The organism is Shewanella hanedai (genome assembly GCF_007197645.1).
Classification (GTDB): Bacteria; Pseudomonadota; Gammaproteobacteria; order Enterobacterales; family Shewanellaceae; genus Shewanella; species Shewanella hanedai.
Window position 1 is genome coordinate 106,671 of record NZ_VKGK01000003.1, and the last position, 25,037, is coordinate 131,707.

Genomic DNA, 25,037 nt, shown 5'->3' on the forward strand with positions numbered 1-25,037 from the left:
ATGCGGGGTTAGCTGCGAGAAGTATGTTTCTCGCAGCGAAAAAGGTGTGGCTCGCTGTGAAGTTTATACTTTTTTAGGTTTATTAGAGGCTCTTAGCCAGCCATATAAGCGTTCAAAACCATTGTTTTCCCATTCTAGTGAAGAACCAAGCTTTGCTGAAATCTCAGCAACTTTAGGTAGAAGTTTTTTGGTGGCATGGCGCGGGTTGTGAAAAGTACCGTCTAAGTATAATTTAACTGCTTTTGCTCGAACTTGTCTATTGATTCTATGTTTAGAGTCATTACCACTTTTGGCAGCTTTTCTTGCTGAGTATTTTTTTGATACTCCTGATGCCAAGTCGAGGGTTAGCCAATGGTATAACTCATTTCCATGAAGGAATTCGTTAGATACAAACTCCTCAAGTAAAGTTTGTGCAGGCTTTGTTAGCCCAGCCATATGACAAGCTAATGAGGCTTGAAGGATGTCTGCTTGTTTGGATTCAAGTGCTGCAAACATATTAGTGACTAAGTCTAACCCCTCATGTCCTTCAAAGGCTTCATGAAGACTATTTGCAGATGCAAATTTTTTGATGACCTCTATATTTTCTTCTTCTTTGACTATTGGCAGTTTCTCTGCAAAAGAAAGGGTTTGTTCTAAAACAGATTTACTTAATTTCTCAATTTTTAACAAAATGTCGTCGATACCTGAAAGTGATTCTATGACTTCTTCCACTGGCAGTTCTTCGAAATCAAAATCTGACAGGTGTGGAGCGAACTCTCTTAAGATTAAATTTAACCAATCACAGCACTTCACTGTATGTATAAATTGGGCAAATAGAAGAAGGTTAGGGTTTTTCTCACTGTCTGGAATAGTAAAATATCTCTTTCCACCATCAGAGGTATGAATGGGTAAGGGAAAGATTAAGGTGCTTTCTTGTTCATCCATGATATATGACTTCCATGTTATCTCGTTAAGAGAAAACTATTAGAAATGGAGCGATTTGTCTATAACTGAGTTTAATGGAGTAAAACGAGGATTATTTGAAATGCTTATAAGAAAAAGTGCTAAAAAAGCACATTCCTGTGGTGGCACAGAGGCGGCACAGGGTTGTTGTAAAAATGTTAATCTATTGATTTAAATAGAAAAAAAGTCCTATTTGGTCTCCCCACAGGGACTCGAACCCCGATCGATCGCTTAGGAGGCGACTGCTCTATCCTGTTGAGCTATAAGGAGACGAGTGTGATTATACTGGTTTTCTCCCTAATGAAAAGAGGGGATGAAAAGCTAATTAATTTAGTTGCTTAATTCTTATTCACATTTTTATCGCGATATCATTAATTTGCACATTGTAAGCGGCATTCTGCCCAACAAGAATAGCGGTAGCGGTATCTTGGGTGACTTGATCTATTTTGACTGTTGCTCGGCTTTTACCTGCAACTGCACGCATTTTATCGAAACGATCGGGTAAATTCTCCTGCAATACTAATTGGAATGAATCTCCAACTTTAATGCCATGGCGACGACCTAGATTGATGATTATTCTGTCGTGTTGTTTTGCGACGATCTGACCGAGAATAGGGCGACAGCTTAAACTGGCATCGATATCTTGGGTTGCCTGCATTAATACTTTATCAATATTTTTCCCGTAGGCAGAGTTCCAGAACCGGTTTTGGTTTGAAGGCACTGTTTCTTGGCGTTCAAATTCCCATGGTGCTGATGATGTGTAATCTTGGCTCCAGACTTGCTCACCGCTTATTCCGTGATATAGGGAAAGTCTGAGTTGAAATTGTCGAATAGGATCACTACTCCAAAGCCCTAACATATTGCTTTCGGCAGGGTTGGTTGAGATGTCGATTATCTCTGGTAACAATACATATTGGCTATCTGTTATCTCGCTGAGCCAGCTAGGTAGCCGATAGCCTCTGATATCAACTAAGGCTTGCTCTATGTCTAGTCGCTCATTTGCATGTAAGTGGGCGAAGCTGCTGTCTGATGTTTGTGTCAATGTATCGCCAATGCGCACAGAGAGTGCTTTTTCAAAGAAGCCAATATTACCGTATCGCAATTGGGCTCTGTCATTGATCATCGATTGGGGAACGAGTATTGCCGCTTTTAGTGACTGACTGTCACACTGGGCCTGATGTGAGCTAGCACCGATCACATCAACTCTGACCATCACTGTGAGTTTATCACCTTCAATCAGCTCGTTGATTAATTCGACTTTGGCGGCTTGGGTTTGCTGTGCGATAGAGAAGCTGTCTTGTGTTAATTGACCATTACTGACAGTTTGAGAGCTGCTAAAACGGGCACCACTTTGCAGTGTTGCATAAGTAAGGGCTTGATGAATGGCATCTTCCCTGGCTTTGGTCACATTGCCATCGACAATATTTGATTCGCCTTTGACGACGACCCAAGCGCCAATTGCTAGGTGTGAATAGAGGGAGAGACAGCTAAGGAGAAGTAGGGCTACAAATTTCATCTTTTATCCATTTATCGTTGTCGATCCAGTATGAACAGATCCGTCGACATAAAAATGACAGTTATAACCGCTGTCAGCCAGTGTTTATGATAAAGCAATAATCGTGCCTTTGCGTTGCAATCGGTAAGTTGAGATATGCAGTAAATAGAGAGTGACTAACTTCAACTGACTTTGAACTTAGTCACTAAGATCAATTCTGATTTAATCTGAACTCGGCGCTTTTACCAATGTGATTAATTTTTCTGTGAGCCAAGCGTAATACTTGTCGTTACCGTGGATCCAGTCATGGCTGCCATCATCAAATTTGATATTAGACAGGTAATTTTTAGGATCGGAGATCTCTTGATCAAATGTCGTTGCAGCATTAAAGAAGGTAATACCGAATTGACTCCATACATATTCCATCGCGTAAAAATATGAATAAATGAGATTCTTTATTGATTTTGACTCTTCAAAATATTGACAGAAAGGCGGATCGGATACCACGATGACTTGGTGTCCATTATCACGAAGTTTCAAAATGATAGACAGTTGGTCGGTTAAATCATTATTGAAATAATCGATAAAGTCCTTGGTGGAGATTTCAGATACACCTTCAGAATAGGTTTGATTTAGCCAAGTGGTGAGCCTAGATATATTTTGATGGGTCTGCATGCCAAGGTTGGTGATGATGGTTGAATTAGCCGTTGTTTTATCATGCTGATGGATATTTAAGTTATGCAATACGTCTGACCATAACTTTCTCGATATAGCACTCTCAAGTGGGACAAAATATTCGGCGTCACACATGGCAAATTTCTTTTGTGAAAACCCAGAACCATGCATCACCATGCCACCACAATGTTGTGCATTTATGTTGTTAAAAGCGCTGGATAATTTCCCCATATGACTATCACCAAAAAGGCTAATATCACATTTGTGCTGTTGGGCTTGGCTACTTTGTTGTTTTTTTGCAGCTTCGAGTAATTCATCTTCGCATACGACTTCATTACTGCTCGAAGGATTCATTTTGGGGGGCAAGTGTTTAACTGATGCTTCGAGAAGTGAAGTTGGACTCGCCGTTTTATCAATAACCGAACGAAAGTGTTGCATGACATAGTTAACCGCTTGAGGCGTGACGGTTCTCAGGTTTTGTTCAAATCTAAAATCTTCAGCACCAGCAACGGTAATGATTTCATAAGAGGGAAAGTATGAAAAAACGGTATGATTATCACTTAAGAAACCGGCAACAGTGCGAAGCAATGATTTCGAATGTTGATTTGCTACTAGAATGTGCTTGTTTGTCATGGTGGCGGTGAGCGGCACAGGGGAAACGGTCAAAATGATTTGAATATCGGGGTTGATAGATTGAAGCCGAGTTGCTATCTCTTCAAGATCGGAGCGGATCTCTTCGTAACTGAAGTTATGGAACGTGTAGATTGAGTCATCGAATATACCTGAGACCACACCTGGGCAGCTAGGGTAGTACACATCACCGTTATCTTTCCATGCTTCGGTTAACCCGAGTGTAAATACCAGTAGATCGGTTTCTAATAGGGTCTCTCGCATCTCATTTGAAGCCGCGAGTCTAGCAGTGACTAAATCGGCGTGTGAGTCGAAGCCTTTGGGATTAAAGTTGGGTCTCAGCAGGTCATAATATTTATGGTTATCTGAATAGATGGCACTATTGATATCGAATGGTTTCAGGTCATCACTCATATCGAACCATTGTAGAAGGCACCTTGGAGTGTATAGGTTGCCAAATGCAAAACTGGAGGTTTGATTGGTTTCAAGTTTACTTTGATTAAATTGGTAGCCTCCGGCATTGAGCCACTTTCCAACGTGCTGTGCAAAACAAGAACCGATAGAGGAAATCCTTGGGGCGTTGGTGGCTAAATCAATTTGATGCAGTTGGCTGAACTCTTCTTGGCCAAGCTTGATATTGGCCACTGCTGTGCGCCAGAAGGCATTTTCTTCTTGATTATTATATGGTGTAAAATCGCTTCCCTGCATGATCCTTCCCCTCTATATTGCCGAAATCACTTTGTCGTGCAAAAGATATTCTTACGTAGTTTAGTGCATTAGATGATTTATAAAGCAATTAACGTGCCTGCAAGCTATTAATGATAATGAGTTTTAAAGTTATGCCGGGCAAGGCCGATGAAAAGTGGTTACCGATATTTAATCCAGATTGGCTTAATTTAGCGGCACCTTTATATCTTGGCTTGATACTTGCTGCTTAGTTAAGTAACGATTTGGTGTTTGTTACCTTCTTAGCTGAGTTTGAAGTCAGTGTTGTTTATCTCTTGTTCGTATAATTTAGGGTTTAGCCATGCGTATTATATTGCTTATTTCCTTTGTCTTGCTTCTAAGTGGCTGTGCACAGGTTGAGTACACAACTAAATCACCACTAGATGACGGCAATCGATTGCCGTCAACCACGGCAATTAATCACATGTCTGAGCAGATAGTGAATGAGTTGGTGCGTCATAATGATGCTTTACGTCCAACTCAACCTTTGTTGGTGGCGACACCGGTACTGTTGGCGGATCTCAATCAAACCAATGCAGTGGGTCTCCAGCTTCAACAAGGCTTGAGTACTGCGATGCATCAGCATCAATTCAGTCTCGTGGATATTAATGTGGGTGAAAATATACGAGTGACGCCAGAAGGGGACTTTTTATTGACGCGAAACTGGCAGCAACTACCGGCGGATGTGGCTGTTGAGCACGTGTTAGTCTCCACCATGAGTATGAACAGTGAAGGAATGGTCGTTAATGCTAGAATTGTAAATATAACTAATAACCGAGTTGTATCGGCTTCTCAGGCAAGTTTTGGTCTCATGCAGTTACCTGGTTATTTAAGGCCTTCAGAAAAAGTGGTATCCCAAGATGGTTTACTTTACAGAGATACCAGTATGGGAATGAAAGAAGCAAAGGTGATTGGAGATTTGAAATGAATAGATGGTTAATATTGATAATGCTTATACTATCGGGCTGTGCTTCTGAGGATCGTTATATTGAGTGGGAAACCCAGCAGCCAGAAAGTTTCCCTAAACTCACTGCTATTGGTTACGCTAGTTTGGACTTACAACCTTCAGAGGATAAATCTCAACGGGTGTTGATGGCAATGCAAGCGTCAAAAATTGCAGCTTATCGTGAGTTAGCTGAGCAGGTTTATGGCCAAGAGTTGTCTGCTAGCAGTAAAGTGAATGACTGGATGTTGACTGATAATACAATTCAAGCGTCTGTTACGGGGATTATCAGAGGAGCTAAAGTGGTGAAAAGTTATCCCGCTGGTGAACATTATGTGACTGAGTTAGAACTGGATTTTTCTCAGGTTTGGGCTCTGTATCAACAAAATAACCGCACTCAGAAAGTTAAGAGCGTGACTTACTTTTAGCTATCCACCTCGATAATTTGAGTGGTAAATCTTCTCTTGCCACTTTCATTCATCGTCTCTATTACTCGCTGTTTCTTTTTTAATGTATTACTGAGGTTTTACTGATACATGAAGAGTTGTAGGGGAGTGTGCACTCAAAACTAAGAAGCGAATTTCCAGCTTCTCGAGTCTGCTAAGCATTTACCACGCACAAAATAGTCCTGTTAAGCTTTTAAGTTATTACCTAATGACGATATTGTAGACGTTTTACCTTTATCATTATAGGTTAGGCTGGACGCATTTCTACTCACTTGCAGAGCTTGAGCAAAGCGGTTAACACTGGCGATATTGAGTTCTATTAAGCTTGAGTTTTCTATATTCAGCTGCTGACATTCTGCGAGCTGCTCTTTGGCAAATTTTACTTGCTCGACTAAATGAGGAACTGATGACAAGCTAGATATATCAGGTTGAGCTGACAAATTAACATCATTGGCCTTTAGTGCATCAAGTAACTTCGCTTTGTTGGAAGCCAAAGAAAGTAAGAGCTCGGCATCTTGATTGACTAATGCACTCTTTTCATCAGATATGATGACTTTCAACTCTTTTAAAAGCTGATGCTGATTTTCAATGATGACTGATAGTTGACTCATAAAGGCTAATTAAGATCCTTAAGTTCATTTTCAAACATAGCAATATTGCTAGCTAACTTTTCTGGATCTACTTTGTAACGACCCTCTGCAATGGCAAGCTTAATTTCAGCCACTTTTTTCTTATCAACTTCAGGAATATCACCCAGTTTAGACTGAATGTTCTGCAGCTGTTGAGCTTTTGAAGTAATTGAAACTGAATCACTTTTTGGTGGTGTGCTAATCGAACTTGCACTGCCACTTGTCTGACTTGCTTGTGCATTAGTTTTATTCGCTGACGCTTTGCCAATATGAGAATTAGCAGCTGTATCTACTTGTTTAATATTAATAGCCATCGTTAGGCTCCAGCAGTAAAAAGGAAGAACATACACGTATATCGGCAGTGATACGCAGAGCTTTAGTATTTTTTTGCGTTATTACATTCTCACTTCAACTTCGCCAACACCAATGACTGTCGCATGCAGGTTTTTGTTGGAATGTGAGTTCTTAATACGAATTCTATCACCTAAATTACCATCTCGTAGCGCTTCACCGACAGTTTTTATCACTAAATTTTGTGAACGTGCAAATATAGAGACAGTGTCGCCTTTGCAAACAAAGCAGAGATTGTTACTAAAAATAGGTTGATTTGGCGGAATCCGCCTTTTAGTTCGAGTGCCGATAACTTGTTTGATGTTATCAAATTGTAACCCTCTTAGGTGGGTTTGATCAACATACTGGATTGAAATATCTCCATTGGAGATTAACTGACCAGGCCCTAATGTTTCCGTTGCAACAACAACGGGATAGAGAATATCGACTCGAACTGATAAAAAAATCTGCCACGGATAATCTAGCTGGGGACTGTTACAACTTATCTTTACTGTATTCGTTCGTTTTATTGCCCTATCTGTCGCAAGTTCTGCTTTTAACGGAGGTAAGCATAAAGGAGGGGAAAGACGAGAGTCTAAGCTCTGAGGTGTGATTTTAACCTTGGCACCATCAGCAACATTTATTTTTTTTTCTATGACTTCTATAGCTAATTTAGATATGGTCGATAAAGAAGGTACACTTGCCTGACTTGCAGCAAAGCTAGGCATAGAAAAATAAATCATAAATATAATGAGTACATTTTTTACTTTCATAATGAATAGACTAGCTTGATTCACTAGATTACACCTATACTTTCGTAATGACCGTGACTTTACACTTCTCAAATCGAAGAGAAGGAGTCAGAAACTTGACTAATCAGTGGTCTGGTTGTGAGGTATTTCTATTTAAGCAATTAATATGCCTATACTCATTAGTACAATGAATGTAGGTCAGCATCCAAACAAGGCAAGCGTATTATGTCAAGTATTCTTGAGTCAGTTAATAAACGAACCCAGTTAGTTGGCGCCAATCGGTTAGAGCTTCTACTTTTTAAGCTTAACGGGCGCCAAAGGTTTGGAATAAATGTGTTCAAAGTGAAGGAGGTGCTGCAATGTCCCCCTCTCACCACCTTACCTAAGCTAAGCTCCTTCGTAAAAGGTGTGGCGCATATTCGTGGTGCTACCATTTCGGTTATCGATTTGAGTGCAGCAACGGGTGGTCGTCCTGTCGAAAGTATAGATGGCTGCTTTATCATCATCTCTGAGTACAATCGCAGTATTCAAGGTTTTCTCGTTAGCTCGGTTGAACGCATTATTAACATGAACTGGGAAGCGATTATGCCGCCTCCACAGGGATCTGGACGATACTCTTACCTAACTGCGGTGACTGAGATTGAAGGTGAGTTGGTTGAGATCCTCGATGTTGAAAAGATTCTTGACGAAATATCACCCGTTAAGACAGAAATCAGTCAGGAAGTGAGTGAGAGTCTAACCGTAGGTAAAGATGATAACTTCCATATTATGGTGATTGATGATTCTGCGGTTGCTCGAAAACAGATTATTCGTGCGCTTGAGGCACTCGGTTTGCAAATCGATACCGCTATTGATGGTAAAGATGCATTGAATAAACTCAGAAAAATGGCTGAGAATTTAGATGATGTCTCGACTGAAATACCGTTGATAATCTCTGATATTGAGATGCCTGAGATGGATGGGTATACCCTAACTGCGGAAATAAGGGACAATCCCAAATTAAAGAATATTAAAATTGTGTTGCATACATCGTTAAGCGGAGTCTTTAATCAGGCGATGGTGGAGAAAGTTGGGGCGAATGATTTTATTGCAAAATTTAACCCTGATGAACTTGCTGCTGCAGTGAATAAACATTTGAGTCTATAATAACCGCTGTGCGCTGCGACTATATTAAGCTTGTTTCTTTTTTCTTGCTAATGTATAAACCAGCGCTCTGTTCGATTAAATGCTGTAATAGCCTATTTTACTGATATTAGGACACCAAGGTGCCAAATAAATCACTTGCTGAAACTGAATACACACAATTTAGGTTATTTCTAGAACAACACAGTGGTATTGTGCTGGGTGATAATAAGCAGTATTTAGTTCGTAGCCGCTTAGCACCTTTGATGGGACAATTTAACCTTCCATCTTTGTCTGAAGTTGTGAAGCTTTCCATGAAGCCTACAGAGAGACAATTACGGGCTTCTGTAATCGATGCTATGACAACAAATGAAACCTTATGGTTTAGAGATCGATACCCGTTTGAATTGTTAGCTAATAATTTGTTACCTGAATACGGCAGACTTGGGCGGCCTCTTAAAATTTGGTCGGCAGCTTGTTCGTCTGGTCAAGAACCGTACTCTTTGGCAATGACTATTCTTGAGTACCAACAAAAGAAACCAGGCACTTTACCTGGAAATGCGTCTATTTTGGCAACAGATTTATCTCCTACTATGTTGGAACGCTGCAAACATGCAGAATATGATAACTTAGCTTTGGGGAGAGGATTGTCTGAAGAGCGTAAACGTCATTTTTTCGCCGCGACCCCAAATGGTACTATGGTGATCAACGATAATGTTAAACGATTGGTTAACTTTAGAGCCCATAACCTACTTGAAAGTTATACTTTGTTAGGTAAGTTTGACATTATCTTTTGTCGTAATGTACTTATCTATTTTTCCCCAGAGGCAAAGGCGAAAATATTGCGGCAATTTGCTGCCGCTTTAAACCCTAAAGGGATACTTTTTCTTGGCGCTTCAGAGTCTATTGCCGGTTTGACTGAAGAATTTGATATGGTTCGTTGTAATCCAGGCATTTATTATCAAAAGAAAACCTAACTTTTCAATGCCCGCTTCGAACAGCTCAGTGAATTAAAGGGTTGTTCGATATATGAGTTCTAGCTTACTGGTGACATCATTTTCGTCTATCAAGGATTGCCGCAAGACGCCAATAAGTTGGCTACTCGTTTTTATAAACTCATACCTTTGTAAAATAATTTAAATACAATCACTTATCTATTTTTCTGTTCCCCCGCTTCTACTCTTCCTAATTGCTATCATGTATTAGTCCCCCCGTTTCTTCTTGTTAAAGCTGATCGACAAGTAATGCTCCTAGAATTCGACCTTATTTTTATGGCACAACTATTGCTTTATCTTCTGTCATCAAGCTCAGGAGGCAATTTTATGGCGATAAATTTTGATAAGGCGTTAGGCGTTCACCAATATACCCTTGGGATCCGTGCTCAACGTGCTGAAGTTATCTCTTCGAATATCGCTAATGCCGACACTCCTCACTTTAAAGCCCGTGACGTAGATTTCGATAAGGCTTTACAAGCCGCAACGAGCCGTCAACGTGGTCTGGCGATGACGGGTAACGAAGGTAAACACTTCGATTTAGCCGCCCTTTCTGAGCAGCATTATGGTTATAGAGTACCTAATCAGCCTGATACTGGTGATGGTAATACGGTCGATATTCAAAAAGAGCAATCAGAATTTATGCAGAATGCACTTGAGTATCAAATGTCTTTAGGCTTTTTAGACAGCAAGTTTTCTGGGCTTAAAAAAGCCTTGAGAGGTGATTAATTATGAGCTTATTCAATATATTCAATGTCTCGGGTTCTGGTATGGCAGCCCAATCGGTAAGATTGAACACCACTGCCAGTAATATTGCGAATGCAGATTCTGTGTCCAGTAGCATTGATGAAACGTATCGTGCACGCCATCCCATTTTTGAGGCTGAGATGGCAAAAGCCAGTCATCAGCAACAGTCTTCTCAATCTGTCGCGGTAAAAGGCATTGTTGAGAGTGATGCGCCGTTGCAAAAGCAGTTCTCTCCAAATCACCCTATGGCTGACAATGATGGTTTTATTTATAAGCCTAATGTGAATGTGATGGAGGAGATGGCAGATATGATCTCAGCATCTCGTTCATACCAAATGAACGTCCAAGTCTCTGAAGCTGCAAAATCAATGCTTCAGCAAACGCTTAGAATTGGCAAATAAAAGGAGGTAACCAGTGAGCCTCATCAATCCGTTAACTAATGCTCAACCTTCAGGTGGCGTTTCGCAGACATCGAATCAATCTGCGGCTCCGGCAAAACAAGCTGCATCAGCGGCTCAGTCTGCTACGACGAAAAGTGACGAGCAGACATCAACAACAGGTAACCCTTTTCTTGATGCAATTCGTCTTCCTAAAGAGTCTTCGACTCCTGAGCCAAATAGCCAAGAGCTGACCCAAGAAGATTTCTTCTCATTATTGAGTCAGCAGTTGTCGATGCAGGATCCTTTCAAGCCTGTTGATAACGATCAGATGATCGCACAGATGGCTTCGTTCTCTACAGTGGACGGGATCAACAATCTTAATGATGAAATTATTAATCTCAATACCGTGATGACATCAAGCCAAGCGTTGCAAGCTTCTGGTTTGGTTGGTCAAAAAGTACTAATTCCATCGGATACAGGTAATATTTCAACCGAAGGTAGAGAGATAAAAGGGATTATTAGTACTCCTGAAACAATCGAGAGCATCACAGTGCGTGTCGAAGATGATAAAGGTCAATTAGTGAAGACTTTTACCGTTGATGGTAGTGCGGGTGGCAATATCGATGTGAGTTGGGATGGGTTAGATAAAAACGGGGAACCGGTAGCTGATGGCAATTACTCCATCAAAGCTTCAGGTAAGGTCGATGGTAAGAGTGAAGAGCTGGCCGTTTCAACTTACGCCCATGTCACGAGTGTTTCTTTAGGCACAGCCAGTACTGGTGCAATTCTCAACCTACGAGGCGTTGGCGGTATTAAGATTGGCGATGTCTTGGCTGTCTCTGAAAGTTAATTGAAAAGTAAGTTTACTGACAGAAAGTCGGTGAACTTAAGTAATTAAATAATCTTGCTCCTAACTAGGCACAAGATACTTAGTTCAAACAATGAAGTGATGGCATCGATGTCACCTTCTGAGATGAATCTAAATAGAGGTGAATTATGTCGTTTAACATTGCATTGAGTGGTATTTCCGCTGCCCAGAAAGATTTGAATACTACGGCGAATAACATCGCTAACGTTAACAGCATTGGTTTTAAAGAATCTAGAGCCGAATTTGCTGATGTGTATGCAAACTCTATTTTTGCCAATGGTAAAACAGCGGTTGGGGGAGGTGCTACGACAAGCCAGGTTGCTCAGCAGTTTCATCAAGGAAGCTTACAGTTTACTAATAATGCCTTAGATATGGCTATTAATGGTGGTGGCTTCTTTGTTACCTCCAGTAGTTTGGATGGACAAGATAATACCTTTACACGAGCAGGTGCATTTAAGGTTGATTCGAGTAACTACCTTGTAGACTCTCAAGGTAATTACCTGCAAACATTTGGTGTCGATAAGGATGGTAATTCGACGTCGGTGAGCTTAACGACCACCAGCCCTGTTATTATTCCAGATACGGCGGGTAGCCCGAAGAAAACAGATGAAATTGGCATACAGATGAACCTAAATGCGGGTGATTCGACGTTAGACCCTGCTGCATTTGACCCTAACGATCGTGAAACATACAACAACTCAACAGCTGTGACCATGTACGATTCTTTAGGTGAGCCACATGTTATGACGACCTATTTTGTTCGTCCACCGCAGGCAGCATACACAGGTGCAAGTAATTGGGTTGCATTCTACGCCGTTGATGGTAAGCAAGTTGATTTGGCTGGTGCAGCAGGTACATACCAGACCGATACTAACGGTGATGGTACTGCTGATGGTACTGGTACAGCGACCAATGCTGGTGGCTGGAAAGGTTCAGTACTGACTTATAATGATACCGGTGCTTATACTGCGAGTGACCCCGCGGTTATTACGACAGAAGAGTTAGGTGTTAATGGTGCTGGTGTCTTGGGCCCTGGCGCTGATGGTACGCAAAATCTAATCATTAAATTCAATAATCCGACTCAATACTCATCGACTTTTGAAGTAACTGAATTGACTCAAGATGGTACTACCGTCGGTCGTTTGACTAATGTCGAAGTCGGTGCTGATGGACTGATTAATGCCAGCTACAGTAACGGCTCTACGGTTCCTTTGGCGCGAGTCGCACTTGCTCGTTTTGCTAATGAACAAGGCTTAACTCAGGTAGGTAACACTTCATGGAAAGCCAGCTTAGACTCAGGTCTTGCACTCGCGGGTGAAGCCAACAGTGGCACATTTGGCGGCATACGTTCGTCAGCGCTTGAGCAATCAAATGTGGATTTGACGACAGAGTTAGTTGATCTTATTTCTGCTCAACGTAATTTCCAGGCTAACTCAAGAACGCTTGAAGTCAACAATACGCTGCAGCAGACGATACTTCAGATCCGTTAACTTTAACGGATTACTGCCAACTGCGACTAAATATAGCCGTTAAGGTAAGAGTAACCTTATATCCTAGGAGCAAAATCAACGCATTGATTTTGCTCTTTTCATTTTAAGCCACAGCCATTCTAGTGTTAGCTTCTAGTTCAGCATCACCACTTCGTAAGTGAAGAGCAAAGTTTATATTAACGGTAAGCTCTGAGGCTACTTTTAGTTAACAAAGCTATCTTCTTGGCACGTAACTTGCTCTCTTTTAATTAATAGAAAGAATTAAGCGAAAGATTGACGGAGGAGCTGGTGGACAAATTACTCTACGTCGCGATGAGCGGCGCTAAGCAGAATATGAATGCTCTGGCAGTGCGTTCAAACAACTTAGCTAATGCGAATACAGATGGTTTTAAATCCGATATTGCTCAAGCGCGCTCCATGCAGGCGTTTGGTGAGGGGTTACCTACTCGTGTATTTGCGATGACTGAAAACCCCTCAGCAAACTTCGCCTCTGGTCCTATCAAAACGACAGGCCGAGATCTCGACATTGCTGTTAAGGGGAGTGGTTGGATTGCCGTTCAGAGTGCCGATGGCGGTGAAGCTTATACACGCTCTGGAAGTTTAAGTTTTGACACTACAGGTTTACTTCGCAATGACAGAGGAAACCCAATTATGGGGGACTCCGGCCCTATTGTTTTGCCACTGCCTATTGAAAAGGTGGCGATATCACAAGATGGCATTATTTCAGTGAGACCCCTTGGAGCAACAGCTGAGGTTATTGAAGAGGTTGGGCAGATAAAAATGGTCAATCCCGGCGATGAAAACATGATGAGGGGCGCCGATGGTCTATTCAGACTGATGTCGGGTGAGAATGCTCCTACCGATCCACTTGTCGCTGTTGAAAGTGGGGCAGTTGAGGGCAGTAATGTCAATGCTGTTGATGAAATGGTGTCTTTGATTGGAATTCAACGTCAGTTTGAGATGCAAGTCAAAATGATGAAAACCGCAGAAGAGATGGATCAAGCATCTGCTTCATTAATGCGCATTAGCTAGGAGAAGATACTATGCATCCGGCGTTATGGATAAGTAAGACTGGGCTAGACGCTCAGCAAACCGATATCTCAGTGATCTCTAACAATGTGGCTAACGCCAGTACGGTTGGTTACAAGAAGAGCCGCGCTGTTTTTGAAGATCTCCTTTATCAAACCGTCAATCAGGCGGGTGGGGTGAGCGCATCAAACACTAAGTTGCCTAACGGCCTTAACATAGGTGCGGGAACAAAAGTGGTAGCCACTCAAAAGGTGTTTACGCAAGGCAATATGCTCACCACTGATAACTCTTTGGATTTGATGGTCGAAGGACCCGGCTTTTTTGAAATCCAATTACCAGATGGAACGGCAGCTTATACCCGCAACGGCCAATTTACCTTAGATGATACTGGGCAAATAGTGACATCCGGTTCTGGCTATGTGGTTCAGCCTTCAATTACCATTCCTGAAAATGCAACCGGTATTACGGTTTCGGCTGAGGGTGAAGTCTCTGTCAAAACGGCGGGGACGGCAGAAAGTCAAGTGGTGGGTCAATTGACCATGTCTGACTTTATCAATCCAAGTGGATTAGATCCTATGGGGCAGAATTTATACACTGAAACGGGCGCCAGTGGCACACCGATTCAGGGAACGGCATCATTAGATGGCATGGGCGCAATTCGCCAAGGGGCTTTAGAAACATCGAATGTGAATGTGACAGAAGAGCTGGTTAATTTGATCGAGAGTCAACGTATCTATGAGATGAACTCTAAAGTTATCTCGGCAGTCGATCAGATGCTGTCTTACGTGACGCAAAACTTGTAGGGGCATCACCATGACTAAGTTATTGCCATGGGTCGTATCGACCATATTGCTTATACCAGTATTAGCGGGTTGTAGCTCTACAGGGGGGAAACCCATTGCAGACGACCCTTATTATGCGCCTGTCTATCCGGAAGCTCCGCCAACTAAGATTGCTGCAACTGGTTCCATGTATCAGGATAGTCAGGCATCGAGCCTCTATTCAGATATTAAAGCATTGAAGGTGGGGGACATCATCACCGTTATTTTGATGGAGCAGACCCAAGCAAAGAAAAGTGCCAATAATGAGATTAAAAAGGGAACCGACTTAACTCTGGACCCTATTTACGCCGGTGGTGGGAATATCACTATTGGTGGACAGCCCATTGATCTTAGATATAAAGACAGCATGAACACTAAACGTGAGTCAGGTGCTGATCAAAGTAACAGTTTATCTGGCAGTATCTCTGCCAATGTGATGCAAGTGCTGAATAATGGCAACTTGGTTATTCGTGGTGAAAAATGGATAAGCATTAACAATGGCGATGAATTTGTTCGTCTTACAGGTATTGTTCGTTCTCAAGATATACGTCCAGATAATACTATCGATTCCCCACGTGTTGCCAACGCTAGGATTCAATATAGTGGCACAGGCACCTTTGCCGAAGCTCAAAAAGTGGGCTGGTTAAGCTCGTTCTTTTTTGGTAGCTGGTGGCCGTTTTAAGGAGGTATAAGATGAAACTTAAACTATTTACGATATTGGTTTTGTTGTCAGTTTCAGGTCTTTGTCAAGCTCAAAGGATTAAAGACATTGCCAATGTTCAAGGCGTGAGAAGTAACCAATTGATTGGATACGGCCTAGTGGTAGGTTTACCAGGAACGGGTGAGAAGACGACTTATACTGAACAAACCTTTAAAACCATGCTGAAAAACTTTGGCATTAATTTGCCGGATAACTCGCGACCAAAAATTAAAAACGTTGCTGTTGTGGCTGTACACGCCGAAATGCCCGCATTTATCAAGCCGGGTCAAACTCTTGACGTTACAGTTTCAAGCTTAGGTGAAGCCAAGAGTCTACGAGGCGGAACACTACTGCAGACTTTTCTGAAGGGCGTTGATGGTAATGTTTATGCAATAGCACAAGGCAGTATGGTTGTTAGTGGTTTTAGTGCAGAAGGCTTAGATGGTTCGAAAGTCATTCAAAATACGCCAACAGTGGGTCGTATTCCAAATGGCGGAATTGTGGAAAGGACGGTTATTACCCCTTTTTCAACCGGTGACCATTTGACGTTTAATTTGCGCCGAGCGGATTTTTCAACCGCTAAGCGACTTGCTGATGCGATTAATGAGCTGCTTGGTCCAGGAATGGCAAGACCCCTTGATGCTGCATCTGTTCAGGTAAGTGCACCAAGGGATGTTTCTCAACGTGTTTCATTTCTTGCCACTCTTGAAAATATTCAAGTAGAGCCTGCGTCTGAATCAGCAAAGGTGATTGTAAATTCACGTACTGGCACCATTGTTGTTGGCAGTAATGTTCGTCTACTCCCCGCTGCTGTCACACATGGAGGGTTGACAGTTACGATAGCTGAGGCAACTCAGGTATCGCAACCTAACCCTCTTGCTGCAGGCCAAACAGTTGTGACCGCCAACAGTACGATAGATGTGGCGGAAGAGGACAGTCGTATGTTCTTGTTTAACCCTGGTACGACACTCGATGAGTTGGTTAGAGCGGTAAATTTAGTTGGTGCTGCGCCCTCTGATGTACTTGCCATTCTCGAAGCATTAAAAATGGCTGGGGCTTTACACGGTGAACTTATTATTATCTAAGGCCAACAATAGCTAGCACCATCAGAATTATTATATTCAAGTAAAGGGCTTAGTTTATCGACTAAGCCCTTTGTTTATCTGCTAGAAGCATTTCGAGAGCATTAAAGGTGAATGTTTTCTTAGATAACTGGTATGTCCTTTGCATTGTGTAGTTAACAACGTCTGTTTATTGTCGCAATTGTTGGAATATATTATGGAAAAGCTGTCAAATTCTTCTCACTTTTTGGACCTTGGAGGTCTGGATTCCCTTAGATCGAAAGCCCAGAAAGATGATAAGGGAGCTTTGAAAGAAGTAGCACAACAGTTCGAAGGTATTTTTGTACAGATGCTAATGAAAAGTATGCGCGATGCTAATGCTGCTTTTGAGTCTGACAGCCCAATGAACAGTCAGTACACCAAGTTTTACGAACAGATGCATGATCAACAGATGTCAGTGAATCTCTCAGATAAAGGCATGTTAGGACTGGCAGATTTGATGGTACAGCAACTTTCTCCTGAGACCAGCAATGTGACCCCTTCATCTGTATTGCGCAATGATGCCAATCTTGGAGGCGGTATTGAGCAAACGATGGTAATGAATCGTGTTGCAAAGAGTGATAATCAACCAGCTTCTGAATCTACGGACCTTCAAAAAGCGGCAAGTGATCCATTACAGGCTGTCTTATCAGGCAAGCAATTGCCGTCAGAGGTGTCCTATTCAAATATCACGTTTAATGATCGCAATGATTTTGTGGCTCAACTTTATCCCCATGCCCAGAAAGCAGCTGCTGCATTAGGTACTCAAGCTGAAGTATTGATTGCTCAATCTGCATTGGAAACGGGTTGGGGTCAGAAGATGGTGAAACGAGCCAGTGGTGATTCTAGTAATAACCTATTTAACATTAAGGCTGATAATCGCTGGGAAGGAAATAAAGCTGCGGTTAAAACATTAGAGTTCGAACAAGGAGTAGCGGTTCAGCAAAGAGCTGATTTCCGAGTTTACGATGATATCAAACAGAGTTTTGATGACTTTGTTCGTTTTATCTCTGATGGTCCTCGTTACCAAGAGGCGATCAAGAAAGCGGCTAATCCAAATGAATTTATTAAGGCGTTACAAGATGCTGGGTATGCAACCGATCCACAATACGCCAATAAGGTGATTAAGGTAATGAAGTCGCTCTCGTCAGTTGTTCAAGCGGGATTACCTGGGGGAGAGAAATGAACATTCAGTTTATCAATATCCAGCAGCTTAGGGGGGCCAACTAATGGCTATAGATCTTCTTAATATTGCTCGGACCGGTGTATTGTCTGCTCAATCACAACTCGGGGTGACGAGTAATAATATTGCTAACGCTAATACTCAGGGTTATCACCGACAAGTCGCAGAACAATCCAGTTTAGGTAATCAACGGCTCGGAGGTAATTTTCTTGGTACTGGAACGTATATCTCTGACGTCAAACGTATCTATAACGATTACGCTGCTAGAGAATTGAGAATAGGGCAAACCAGTGTAAGTGAAGCGCAAACCTCTCAGGTTAAGTTAAATGAACTTGATCAACTGTTTTCACAAATTGGTAAGTCAGTGCCCCAGGGCCTTAACGATCTCTTTGCAGGATTAAATAGCTTAGCTGATCTGCCTGATGATCTCGGGATTAGAGGGAGCGTGCTAGGTTCAGCAAGTCAGCTGGCCAGCAGCTTGAATCAGATGCAATCCCATTTAGATGGGCAAATGAAGCAAACAAATGATCAGATCTCAGGCATAACAGATCGAATTAATGAGATAGGTAAAGAGTTAGGTCATATCAATCAAGAGTTGATGAAGTCCCAAGGCGAGGATATGAGCCTGCTGGATAAACAAGATGCCTTGATTCAGGAGTTGAGCCAGTATTCGCAAGTTAATGTTATCCCATTAGAGACGGGAGCGAAAAGTGTCATGTTAGGTGGTGCTGTGATGTTGGTTTCCGGTGAAGTGTCTATGTCAATCGGGACAACCGCAGGCGATCCGTACCCTGGAGAATTAAGAGTAACGAGTTCTGCTGGGTCGGCAACGATGGTCATTGATCCAAAACAGATGGGTGGACAACTTGGTGCTTTGTTCGAGTTTCGTGATGACACGTTAGTGCAGGCTCAACTTGAGGTTGGCCAGCTGACCTTAGGTGTTGCTGACGCATTCAATCAGGCTCAGTCTCAAGGGTTCGATCTCAATGGCGCACTTGGTCAAAACATTTTTACCGATATTAATGACCCTAGCATGTCTGTTGGCCGTGTTGGTGGCTTAAGTAACAATACTGGTAACGCAAACCTTAGGGTTAATATTGATGATACAGGTGCGTTAACGGGGGCAAGCTACGATCTTACTTTTACCGCCCCAGCAACTTATGAACTTAAGGATACTTCCACTGGTGCTGTAACCCCCCTAACGTTAAATGGCGCAGGAGATGAACTTAGTGGTGGGGATGGTTTTACTATTCACATCGATTCAGGCAGTTTTGCTGATGGCGATAAGTTTGAAGTTCGCCCCTCTGCGGGTGCAGCAGCTGGGATTAAGGTTGAGATGACCGATCCTAAAGGGGTTGCCGCCGCCGGTCCTAAAGTGACTGCGGACACGTCAAATTCTGGAAATACCCAAATTGAGATTGTTAGTATTGATAGAAATAATGCCAATCTTCCACTAACAGGTTCAGAGCTGACGTATCAGATTGATCCTGTGGCCAACACTTTTACCGTATTTGATGCATCTGGCACTTTAGTGAGTGCTGCAGCTCCTTATACCCCACCGACAATTACCAGTAATGGTTTTAGCTTTGATGTTGATACAACTGCTACGTCAACAGAGAGTTTCACATTTGATTTTGCTTTCGCTCAAGGAGATAACAGCAATGTTGTGTCTATGGCAAAACTGAGTGAGGCGAAATTAATGAACAGTGGTGGATCTACATTATCGGATGTATATGAAGAGACTAAATTGGTTGTCGGCAGTAAAGCTAAATCTGCTGCAGTTGCAGTGGGTTCTGCTGAAGCGGTTTATTCTCAAGCTTATAACCGGGTTCAGAGCGAGTCAGGGGTCAATCTTGATGAAGAAGCCGGAAACTTAATTCGATTTCAGCAAGCCTATCAAGCGTCAGCAAGAATCATGACCACGGCTTCAGAAATTTTCGATACCTTATTTAATTCAGTTCGATAGGGGAGGTGAATATGAGAATTTCAACTTCGCAAATGTTTAATCAAAGCATTAATAGCGTTTTAGATAAGCAAACGTCGACCAGCAAGATTTTAGATCAGCTTTCGAGTGGTAAAAGGGTCAATACGGCGGGAGATGATCCTGTCGCTGCTGTGGGGATCGATAATCTGAATCAACAGAACGCATTAGTCGACCAGTTTATGAAGAATATAGATTATGCCAAAAACCGCCTTGGTTTGAGTGAAAGTAAACTGGGTACAGCTGAAACGCTAGTGGCTTCAACAAGAGAGCAAGTGATCCGTGCAATCAATGGTGGATTGTCTAGCTCGGAGCGGCAAATGATTGCCGATGAGTTACGTGGCACTTTAGAGGAACTGCTTGCCGTTGCTAACACCAAAGATGAATCAGGTAATTATATCTTTGGCGGTAATGAAACAGGCAAACAACCATTTGCCTTTGATAATGCAGGAAATATTGTTTACAGCGGCGACAGCGGAGCACGTGATTCCATTATTGCCTCTGGGGTGGTGGTTGAGACAAATATTGCCGGTGATAAAGCTTTTATGAATGCGCCTAGTGGTTTAGGTGATTACAGTGCCAATTATCTGGCGAGTCAAGTGGGTGATTTTTCAGTAGATAGCGCCAAAATCACTAACCCAGCAACGTATGTCGAAGACACTTATACCTTCACTATGGTTGGGGCTAACTTGGAAGTAAGAGATTCAAGCTCTGCTTTAGTGACGACAGAAGTTGGTTTCGATCCCGCTAACCCAGTGTCCTTCAATGGTATGGAGGTCAAGCTTGATGGCTTACCTGAAGCTGGTGACAGTTTCTCGATAGCGCCTCAATCAGAAGTGAGCATTCTTGATACCATCAATCAAGCAATTGCGTTGATAGAAGATCCAAATAAAGTGAATACTCCACAAGGTGTTTCTGAGTTGGCACAGATATTGAATAATATCGATAGTGGTGTCAATCAAATAAGCATTGCTCGAAGTGAAACAGGAAACAGCCTAAAAAGCTTAGAAAGTTACAGCACTCAACATGTGGAGGAGAAGGTAGTGAATAGTTCGACTCTTTCAATGTTGGAAGATCTTGATTACGCATCGGCAATTACGGAGTTTGAGAAACAGCAGTTGGCATTAAATGCGGTTTCAAGTGTGTTTAGCAAAGTAGGGTCTGTTTCATTGTTTGATTATATATAGACCTCAATATTGAACCAATAAATCAATTTAATTTAGCCAAGGTGCAATCTTGGCCTTGTACTAAAAGAGGAAGTCAAAATGGCTATTACAGTTAATACGAATGTGACATCATTGAAAGCGCAGAAAAACCTGAATACATCGAGTGGTAATCTTGCGACTTCAATGGAACGCTTATCCAGTGGTTTGAAGATTAACAGCGCAAAAGATGATGCGGCAGGTCTCGCGATTTCTAACCGTCTTAATAGTCAGGTCCGTGGCCTTGAAGTAGGCATGCGAAACGCTAACGATGCCATTTCTATTGCTCAGATCGCGGAAGGTGCGATGCAAGAGCAGACTAATATGCTTCAGCGTATGCGTGATTTGACTATTCAGTCTGAAAACGGTGCAAACAGTACAGATGATTTGGTAGCACTGAAGGCTGAAATGGATCAATTGGCAACAGAAATTGATAATATCGGTACCAGTACCGCTTTTGGTAATACAAAGCTGATGCAAGGTGGGTTTTCTGCGGGTAAAAACTTCCAGGTTGGTCATCAAGATGGTGAAGATGTCAAAATTACCGTTAAGAAGACAGATAAGACCACACTTTCCGTTGCTGCACTGAACAATGCAACATCAGCAAACCGTGCATCGTCATTAGCAGCCATCGATAAAGCCATTAAAACCATCGATACTCAACGAGCTGATCTTGGTGCGGTGCAGAATCGTTTAGCACATAACATCAGTAACAGTGCTAACACGCAAGCTAACGTGGCGGATGCAAAAAGCCGTATCGTAGATGTCGATTTCGCTAAAGAAACAGCGACGATGACGAAAAACCAGGTACTACAACAAACCGGTTCAGCGATGCTTGCTCAGGCGAACCAACTCCCACAGGTAGCCCTTTCTCTTCTAGGGTAACGTGGGAATACCATAAAGCGACTCGCATATGTAAGTATGGGGTCGCTTTTAGTTATCTATTGTTTTATAAGTTCTTTTTCTGTTCATTTGTTGTGATTTTTTTTATTTTTACTTTTTTATAAAAAAAAATTAAAGATAAAAAATCCTCTGCCGTTAAATATACTGTAACCCAAATGCTCCGCCTGGCTAAGAAGACAGGCAAAGTTTCAAGCCAGGTATAAAGAGGAAACAAATTATGGCTATTACAGTAAATACGAACGTCACATCACTGAAAGCTCAGAAAAACCTAAATAGTTCTAGTGGCAACCTAGCTACCTCTATGGAGCGTTTATCAAGCGGCTTACGTATTAACAGCGCAAAAGATGATGCGGCAGGTCTAGCGATTTCAAACCGTCTTAATAGTCAAGTTCGTGGCCTCGAAGTCGGTATGCGTAATGCAAATGATGCAATTTCAATTGCTCAAATCGCTGAAGGTGCGATGCAAGAACAGACAAACATGCTACAGCGTATGCGTGACTTGACTGTCCAGGCTGAAAACGGTGCAAACAGTACTGATGATATCGCAGCATTGAAAGCAGAAATGGATCAGCTTGTTGATGAAATCAACGAAATTGGTTCTAACACCGCTTTTGGTAATACTAAGCTAATGACAGGTGACTTTTCTGCTGGTAAAAACTTCCAGGTTGGTCATCAAGATGGTGAAGATATTAAAGTTACCGTTAAGAAAACGGATAAAACATCATTGTCAGTTGGTGCACTTGTTCTAGCGACTTCTGCTAACCGAGCTTCAGCGTTAGGTGCTATTGATAAAGCGATTAAGACTATTGATACCCAACGTGGTGATTTAGGTGCGATTCAAAACCGTTTATCACACAACATCAGTAACAGTGCAAACACTCAGGCAAACGTTGCCGATGCTAAGAGTCGTATTGTGGATGTGGATTTCGCAAAAGAGACGTCTGCAATGACCAAGAATCAGGTATTGCAACAAACCGGCTCAGCAATGCTAGCCCAGGCTAACCAATTACCTCAAGTTGCTCTATCACTACTATAATATTAACTTAAGATTAGTTGATGAAATAGTTGAAAGGGAGGTTCGGTTACGGATCTCCCTTTGTTCTTTTTAGGACGATAAAGTAATTTGGTGATAGGAGAGGACAGTTATGGATATCAATTTTGCAAACTCATCCAGCACTGCAACGGCTAAAATAGAAGTGGCCACTGCGCCAGTTAAATCGACTGCAGCAGAGAGTACAGAATTGGAGCGCCGCGCGACGATTCAAGCGGTAGAGGCGACAGAAAAGGAAACTGAAACTCAGTCAAAAAACAGTCAAGCTGATATGCAACGACTTGTTGAAGATCTTTCCGATATGATGTCGGTAATGCGTAAAGGTTTAGCCTTTAAGATCGATGAGGGTTCTGGTAAGAATATTGTCAGTGTCATGGATGTTGAGTCTGGTGATATCATTAGGCAAATACCAAATGAAGAAGCGCTAAAGTTAGCAGAGAAGTTGTCTGAAGTAACAGGACTTCTGATGAAGACTGAAGCGTAAATAGTCAATTTTAACATTAAATAGTTTTATGAGGTTTTTATGGCATTAACAGCGACGGGAATAGGTTCAGGGCTTGATATTAACACTATTGTCGGTGTTTTAGTTGATGCTGAAAAGCTCCCGAAAGAAGCTATTTTCAATAAAACCGAAAAGACGATTGATGCCAAAGTGTCTGGTATAGGCACATTGAAAAGTGCTTTATCGACCTTTCAGGATGCGCTAGAAAAGCTCAAAGATGGCAATAATATCAATCAGAAAACGGTCTCGACTGGTGATAGCAAATTTTTGACTGCAACTGCCGACAAAACAGCACAGACTGGTAGTTATAACATCAAGGTAGAACAACTAGCGACAGCGCATAAAGTTGCTGGTATCAATGTTGCTGATTCGACAAGCCCTGTTGGTGAAGGTAGCTTAGATTTAACTGTTAATGGTAATAGCTTCTCTGTGGCGGTTGGTGCAGGTGACTCGCTTGAGAACATCGCCAAAAGTATCAATGATGCGACTGATAATGTTGGCGTGACGGCAACGATTATTACCAGTGATGCCGGAAGTCGATTGGTTCTCAGCTCCGATGTCGAAGGGACTGATAGTCAAATATCATTAGTGGCCAATGATACTTCAGGAACTGGGCTTAATGACATGTTTGGTGGTGCAAACCTAACCGAGCTTCAAGCTGCAAAGCCCTCCATTGTTTATGTTGATGGTCAGAAATTAACTTCTCAAACAAATGAGGTTAAAGGCGCTATAACAGGTGTTACCCTCGCGCTTACCGATCAAGACGTGAATACAGTCAGTACCGTTAAAATCGAGTTGGATAAAGAGGGGATTAAAGAAAATATTAATGGCTTTGTTGATGCTTACAATAGTCTTATGGAATCCATCGATAAGCTAAGTGCTTATGATGCTGAGAAAGAGACTGCTGCAGCACTTCAAGGGGATTCAATGATCCGCTCGATTGAGTCTCAAACACGTAATCTTATCAGCTCCCGTGTGAGTGTTGATGGTGAAACTGTTGCGCTGTACGATATAGGGATCACGGCGGATCGATACGGAAAACTTTCTGTAGACAGTACCAAACTTGATAAAGTGATTGATGAGAATATTGGTAGCATTGAAGGCTTATTTTCAACTGAAACAAGCGGGATTGCCGTAAAGCTAGATGACCTTGTTGAAGGTTATGTTAAGTCTGGTGGGCTCATCGATTCAAGAAATAATGCTTATACCAGTGATAAGCAAAGGTTAGAGGATCAACGAGAAGCGTTTTCATTAAAAATGGAACAGCTGCAAGCTAGACTTTTCAAGCAGTTTAATGCCATGGATCTCGTTGTCGGTCAGCTAAACCAACAAGCTGGTGGTATCATCAATGGGCTTAACTCTCTTCCTGGAGTGGTTAAATCACAAGGTTAACGTATT

At 42.1% G+C, this 25,037-nt stretch carries 25 protein-coding genes and 1 tRNA gene; 19 read left to right on the forward strand and 7 right to left on the reverse strand.

What is annotated here, in order from left to right:
• Positions 1 to 63: 63 nt before the first annotated feature.
• From FN961_RS03870 to FN961_RS03885, 4 genes are all read right to left on the reverse strand, one after another.
• Positions 64 to 924 carry a hypothetical protein gene (locus FN961_RS03870; RefSeq protein ID WP_143563233.1) on the reverse strand — a complete coding sequence of 287 codons (861 nt, stop codon included), beginning with the start codon at positions 922 to 924 and terminating at the stop codon, positions 64 to 66.
• Between the two features lie 212 nt (positions 925 to 1,136).
• Positions 1,137 to 1,212, reverse strand: a tRNA-Arg gene (locus tag FN961_RS03875).
• A 79-nt stretch (positions 1,213 to 1,291) separates the two neighbouring features.
• Positions 1,292 to 2,458 (reverse strand): flagellar assembly protein FlgT, encoded by a 1,167-nt coding sequence (locus FN961_RS03880; protein WP_143563234.1) that lies wholly within the window; start codon positions 2,456 to 2,458, stop codon positions 1,292 to 1,294.
• Between the two features lie 201 nt (positions 2,459 to 2,659).
• Entirely contained in the window at positions 2,660 to 4,450 is a 1,791-nt protein-coding gene (locus FN961_RS03885) for a GSCFA domain-containing protein (RefSeq protein WP_143563235.1), read from the reverse strand.
• Positions 4,451 to 4,769: 319 nt separating this feature from the next.
• On the opposite strand from FN961_RS03885, the gene FN961_RS03890 reads away from it, so the two are divergent.
• Together FN961_RS03890 and FN961_RS03895 are read left to right on the forward strand one after the other, a co-directional pair.
• Positions 4,770 to 5,396 carry a FlgO family outer membrane protein gene (locus FN961_RS03890; protein WP_143563236.1) on the forward strand — a complete coding sequence of 209 codons (627 nt, stop codon included), beginning with the start codon at positions 4,770 to 4,772 and terminating at the stop codon, positions 5,394 to 5,396.
• Complete coding sequence (locus FN961_RS03895; protein ID WP_143563237.1) at positions 5,393 to 5,839, forward strand: LPP20 family lipoprotein; 447 nt, start codon at positions 5,393 to 5,395, stop codon at positions 5,837 to 5,839. The genes FN961_RS03890 and FN961_RS03895 overlap by 4 nt, the downstream gene beginning before the upstream one ends.
• Positions 5,840 to 6,042: 203 nt before the next feature.
• Here the strand turns inward: FN961_RS03895 and FN961_RS03900 are convergent, their stop codons facing one another.
• The 3 genes from FN961_RS03900 to flgA form a co-directional block, all read right to left on the reverse strand.
• Complete coding sequence (locus FN961_RS03900) at positions 6,043 to 6,468, reverse strand: flagella synthesis protein FlgN (protein WP_143563238.1); 426 nt, start codon at positions 6,466 to 6,468, stop codon at positions 6,043 to 6,045.
• A gap of 5 nt (positions 6,469 to 6,473) precedes the next feature.
• Entirely contained in the window at positions 6,474 to 6,800 is a 327-nt protein-coding gene (flgM, locus tag FN961_RS03905) for a flagellar biosynthesis anti-sigma factor FlgM (protein WP_143563239.1), read from the reverse strand.
• Positions 6,801 to 6,881: 81 nt separating this feature from the next.
• On the reverse strand, positions 6,882 to 7,589 hold the full coding sequence (gene flgA / locus FN961_RS03910) for a flagellar basal body P-ring formation chaperone FlgA (protein ID WP_143563359.1): 708 nt from the start codon (positions 7,587 to 7,589) through the stop codon (positions 6,882 to 6,884).
• Between the two features lie 204 nt (positions 7,590 to 7,793).
• On the opposite strand from flgA, the gene FN961_RS03915 reads away from it, so the two are divergent.
• The 17 genes from FN961_RS03915 to fliD all read left to right on the forward strand — a co-directional run bounded on the left by FN961_RS03915 (position 7,794) and on the right by fliD (position 25,031).
• Complete coding sequence (locus tag FN961_RS03915) at positions 7,794 to 8,714, forward strand: chemotaxis protein CheV (RefSeq protein ID WP_143563240.1); 921 nt, start codon at positions 7,794 to 7,796, stop codon at positions 8,712 to 8,714.
• A 119-nt stretch (positions 8,715 to 8,833) separates the two neighbouring features.
• Positions 8,834 to 9,667 carry a CheR family methyltransferase gene (locus tag FN961_RS03920; protein WP_143563241.1) on the forward strand — a complete coding sequence of 278 codons (834 nt, stop codon included), beginning with the start codon at positions 8,834 to 8,836 and terminating at the stop codon, positions 9,665 to 9,667.
• Positions 9,668 to 10,012: 345 nt separating this feature from the next.
• On the forward strand, positions 10,013 to 10,411 hold the full coding sequence (gene flgB / locus FN961_RS03925) for a flagellar basal body rod protein FlgB (protein WP_143563242.1): 399 nt from the start codon (positions 10,013 to 10,015) through the stop codon (positions 10,409 to 10,411).
• 2 nt (positions 10,412 to 10,413) lie between these two features.
• Positions 10,414 to 10,830, forward strand: a complete 417-nt coding sequence (gene flgC, locus FN961_RS03930; protein ID WP_143563243.1) for a flagellar basal body rod protein FlgC — start codon at positions 10,414 to 10,416, stop codon at positions 10,828 to 10,830.
• Between the two features lie 13 nt (positions 10,831 to 10,843).
• Positions 10,844 to 11,659 (forward strand): flagellar hook assembly protein FlgD, encoded by an 816-nt coding sequence (gene flgD, locus FN961_RS03935; protein WP_143563244.1) that lies wholly within the window; start codon positions 10,844 to 10,846, stop codon positions 11,657 to 11,659.
• Between the two features lie 146 nt (positions 11,660 to 11,805).
• Positions 11,806 to 13,167 (forward strand): flagellar hook protein FlgE, encoded by a 1,362-nt coding sequence (gene flgE, locus FN961_RS03940; protein ID WP_143563245.1) that lies wholly within the window; start codon positions 11,806 to 11,808, stop codon positions 13,165 to 13,167.
• 288 nt (positions 13,168 to 13,455) lie between these two features.
• The gene (gene flgF, locus FN961_RS03945) at positions 13,456 to 14,199 is read left to right on the forward strand and encodes a flagellar basal-body rod protein FlgF (protein WP_143563246.1); all 744 of its coding nucleotides are present in this window, start codon (positions 13,456 to 13,458) and stop codon (positions 14,197 to 14,199) included.
• Positions 14,200 to 14,210: 11 nt separating this feature from the next.
• Positions 14,211 to 14,999 carry a flagellar basal-body rod protein FlgG gene (flgG, locus tag FN961_RS03950; RefSeq protein ID WP_143563247.1) on the forward strand — a complete coding sequence of 263 codons (789 nt, stop codon included), beginning with the start codon at positions 14,211 to 14,213 and terminating at the stop codon, positions 14,997 to 14,999.
• A 10-nt stretch (positions 15,000 to 15,009) separates the two neighbouring features.
• Positions 15,010 to 15,699: a flagellar basal body L-ring protein FlgH gene (flgH, locus tag FN961_RS03955; protein ID WP_143563248.1), complete on the forward strand. Its 690-nt coding sequence runs from the start codon at positions 15,010 to 15,012 to the stop codon at positions 15,697 to 15,699.
• 11 nt (positions 15,700 to 15,710) lie between these two features.
• Positions 15,711 to 16,802, forward strand: coding sequence for a flagellar basal body P-ring protein FlgI (locus FN961_RS03960; protein WP_143563249.1), 1,092 nt, complete (start codon positions 15,711 to 15,713; stop codon positions 16,800 to 16,802).
• A 193-nt stretch (positions 16,803 to 16,995) separates the two neighbouring features.
• Entirely contained in the window at positions 16,996 to 18,003 is a 1,008-nt protein-coding gene (gene flgJ, locus FN961_RS03965; protein ID WP_143563250.1) for a flagellar assembly peptidoglycan hydrolase FlgJ, read from the forward strand.
• Between the two features lie 43 nt (positions 18,004 to 18,046).
• On the forward strand, positions 18,047 to 19,966 hold the full coding sequence (gene flgK, locus FN961_RS03970) for a flagellar hook-associated protein FlgK (protein ID WP_143563251.1): 1,920 nt from the start codon (positions 18,047 to 18,049) through the stop codon (positions 19,964 to 19,966).
• Between the two features lie 11 nt (positions 19,967 to 19,977).
• Positions 19,978 to 21,168, forward strand: coding sequence for a flagellar hook-associated protein FlgL (gene flgL, locus FN961_RS03975; protein ID WP_143563252.1), 1,191 nt, complete (start codon positions 19,978 to 19,980; stop codon positions 21,166 to 21,168).
• Between the two features lie 78 nt (positions 21,169 to 21,246).
• Positions 21,247 to 22,068 carry a flagellin N-terminal helical domain-containing protein gene (locus tag FN961_RS03980; RefSeq protein WP_143563253.1) on the forward strand — a complete coding sequence of 274 codons (822 nt, stop codon included), beginning with the start codon at positions 21,247 to 21,249 and terminating at the stop codon, positions 22,066 to 22,068.
• Positions 22,069 to 22,303: 235 nt separating this feature from the next.
• Positions 22,304 to 23,122 (forward strand): flagellin N-terminal helical domain-containing protein, encoded by an 819-nt coding sequence (locus tag FN961_RS03985; RefSeq protein ID WP_143563254.1) that lies wholly within the window; start codon positions 22,304 to 22,306, stop codon positions 23,120 to 23,122.
• 109 nt (positions 23,123 to 23,231) lie between these two features.
• Positions 23,232 to 23,621 (forward strand): flagellar protein FlaG, encoded by a 390-nt coding sequence (locus tag FN961_RS03990; protein WP_143563255.1) that lies wholly within the window; start codon positions 23,232 to 23,234, stop codon positions 23,619 to 23,621.
• A 39-nt stretch (positions 23,622 to 23,660) separates the two neighbouring features.
• Complete coding sequence (fliD, locus tag FN961_RS03995; protein ID WP_143563256.1) at positions 23,661 to 25,031, forward strand: flagellar filament capping protein FliD; 1,371 nt, start codon at positions 23,661 to 23,663, stop codon at positions 25,029 to 25,031.
• Positions 25,032 to 25,037 lie beyond the last annotated feature (6 nt).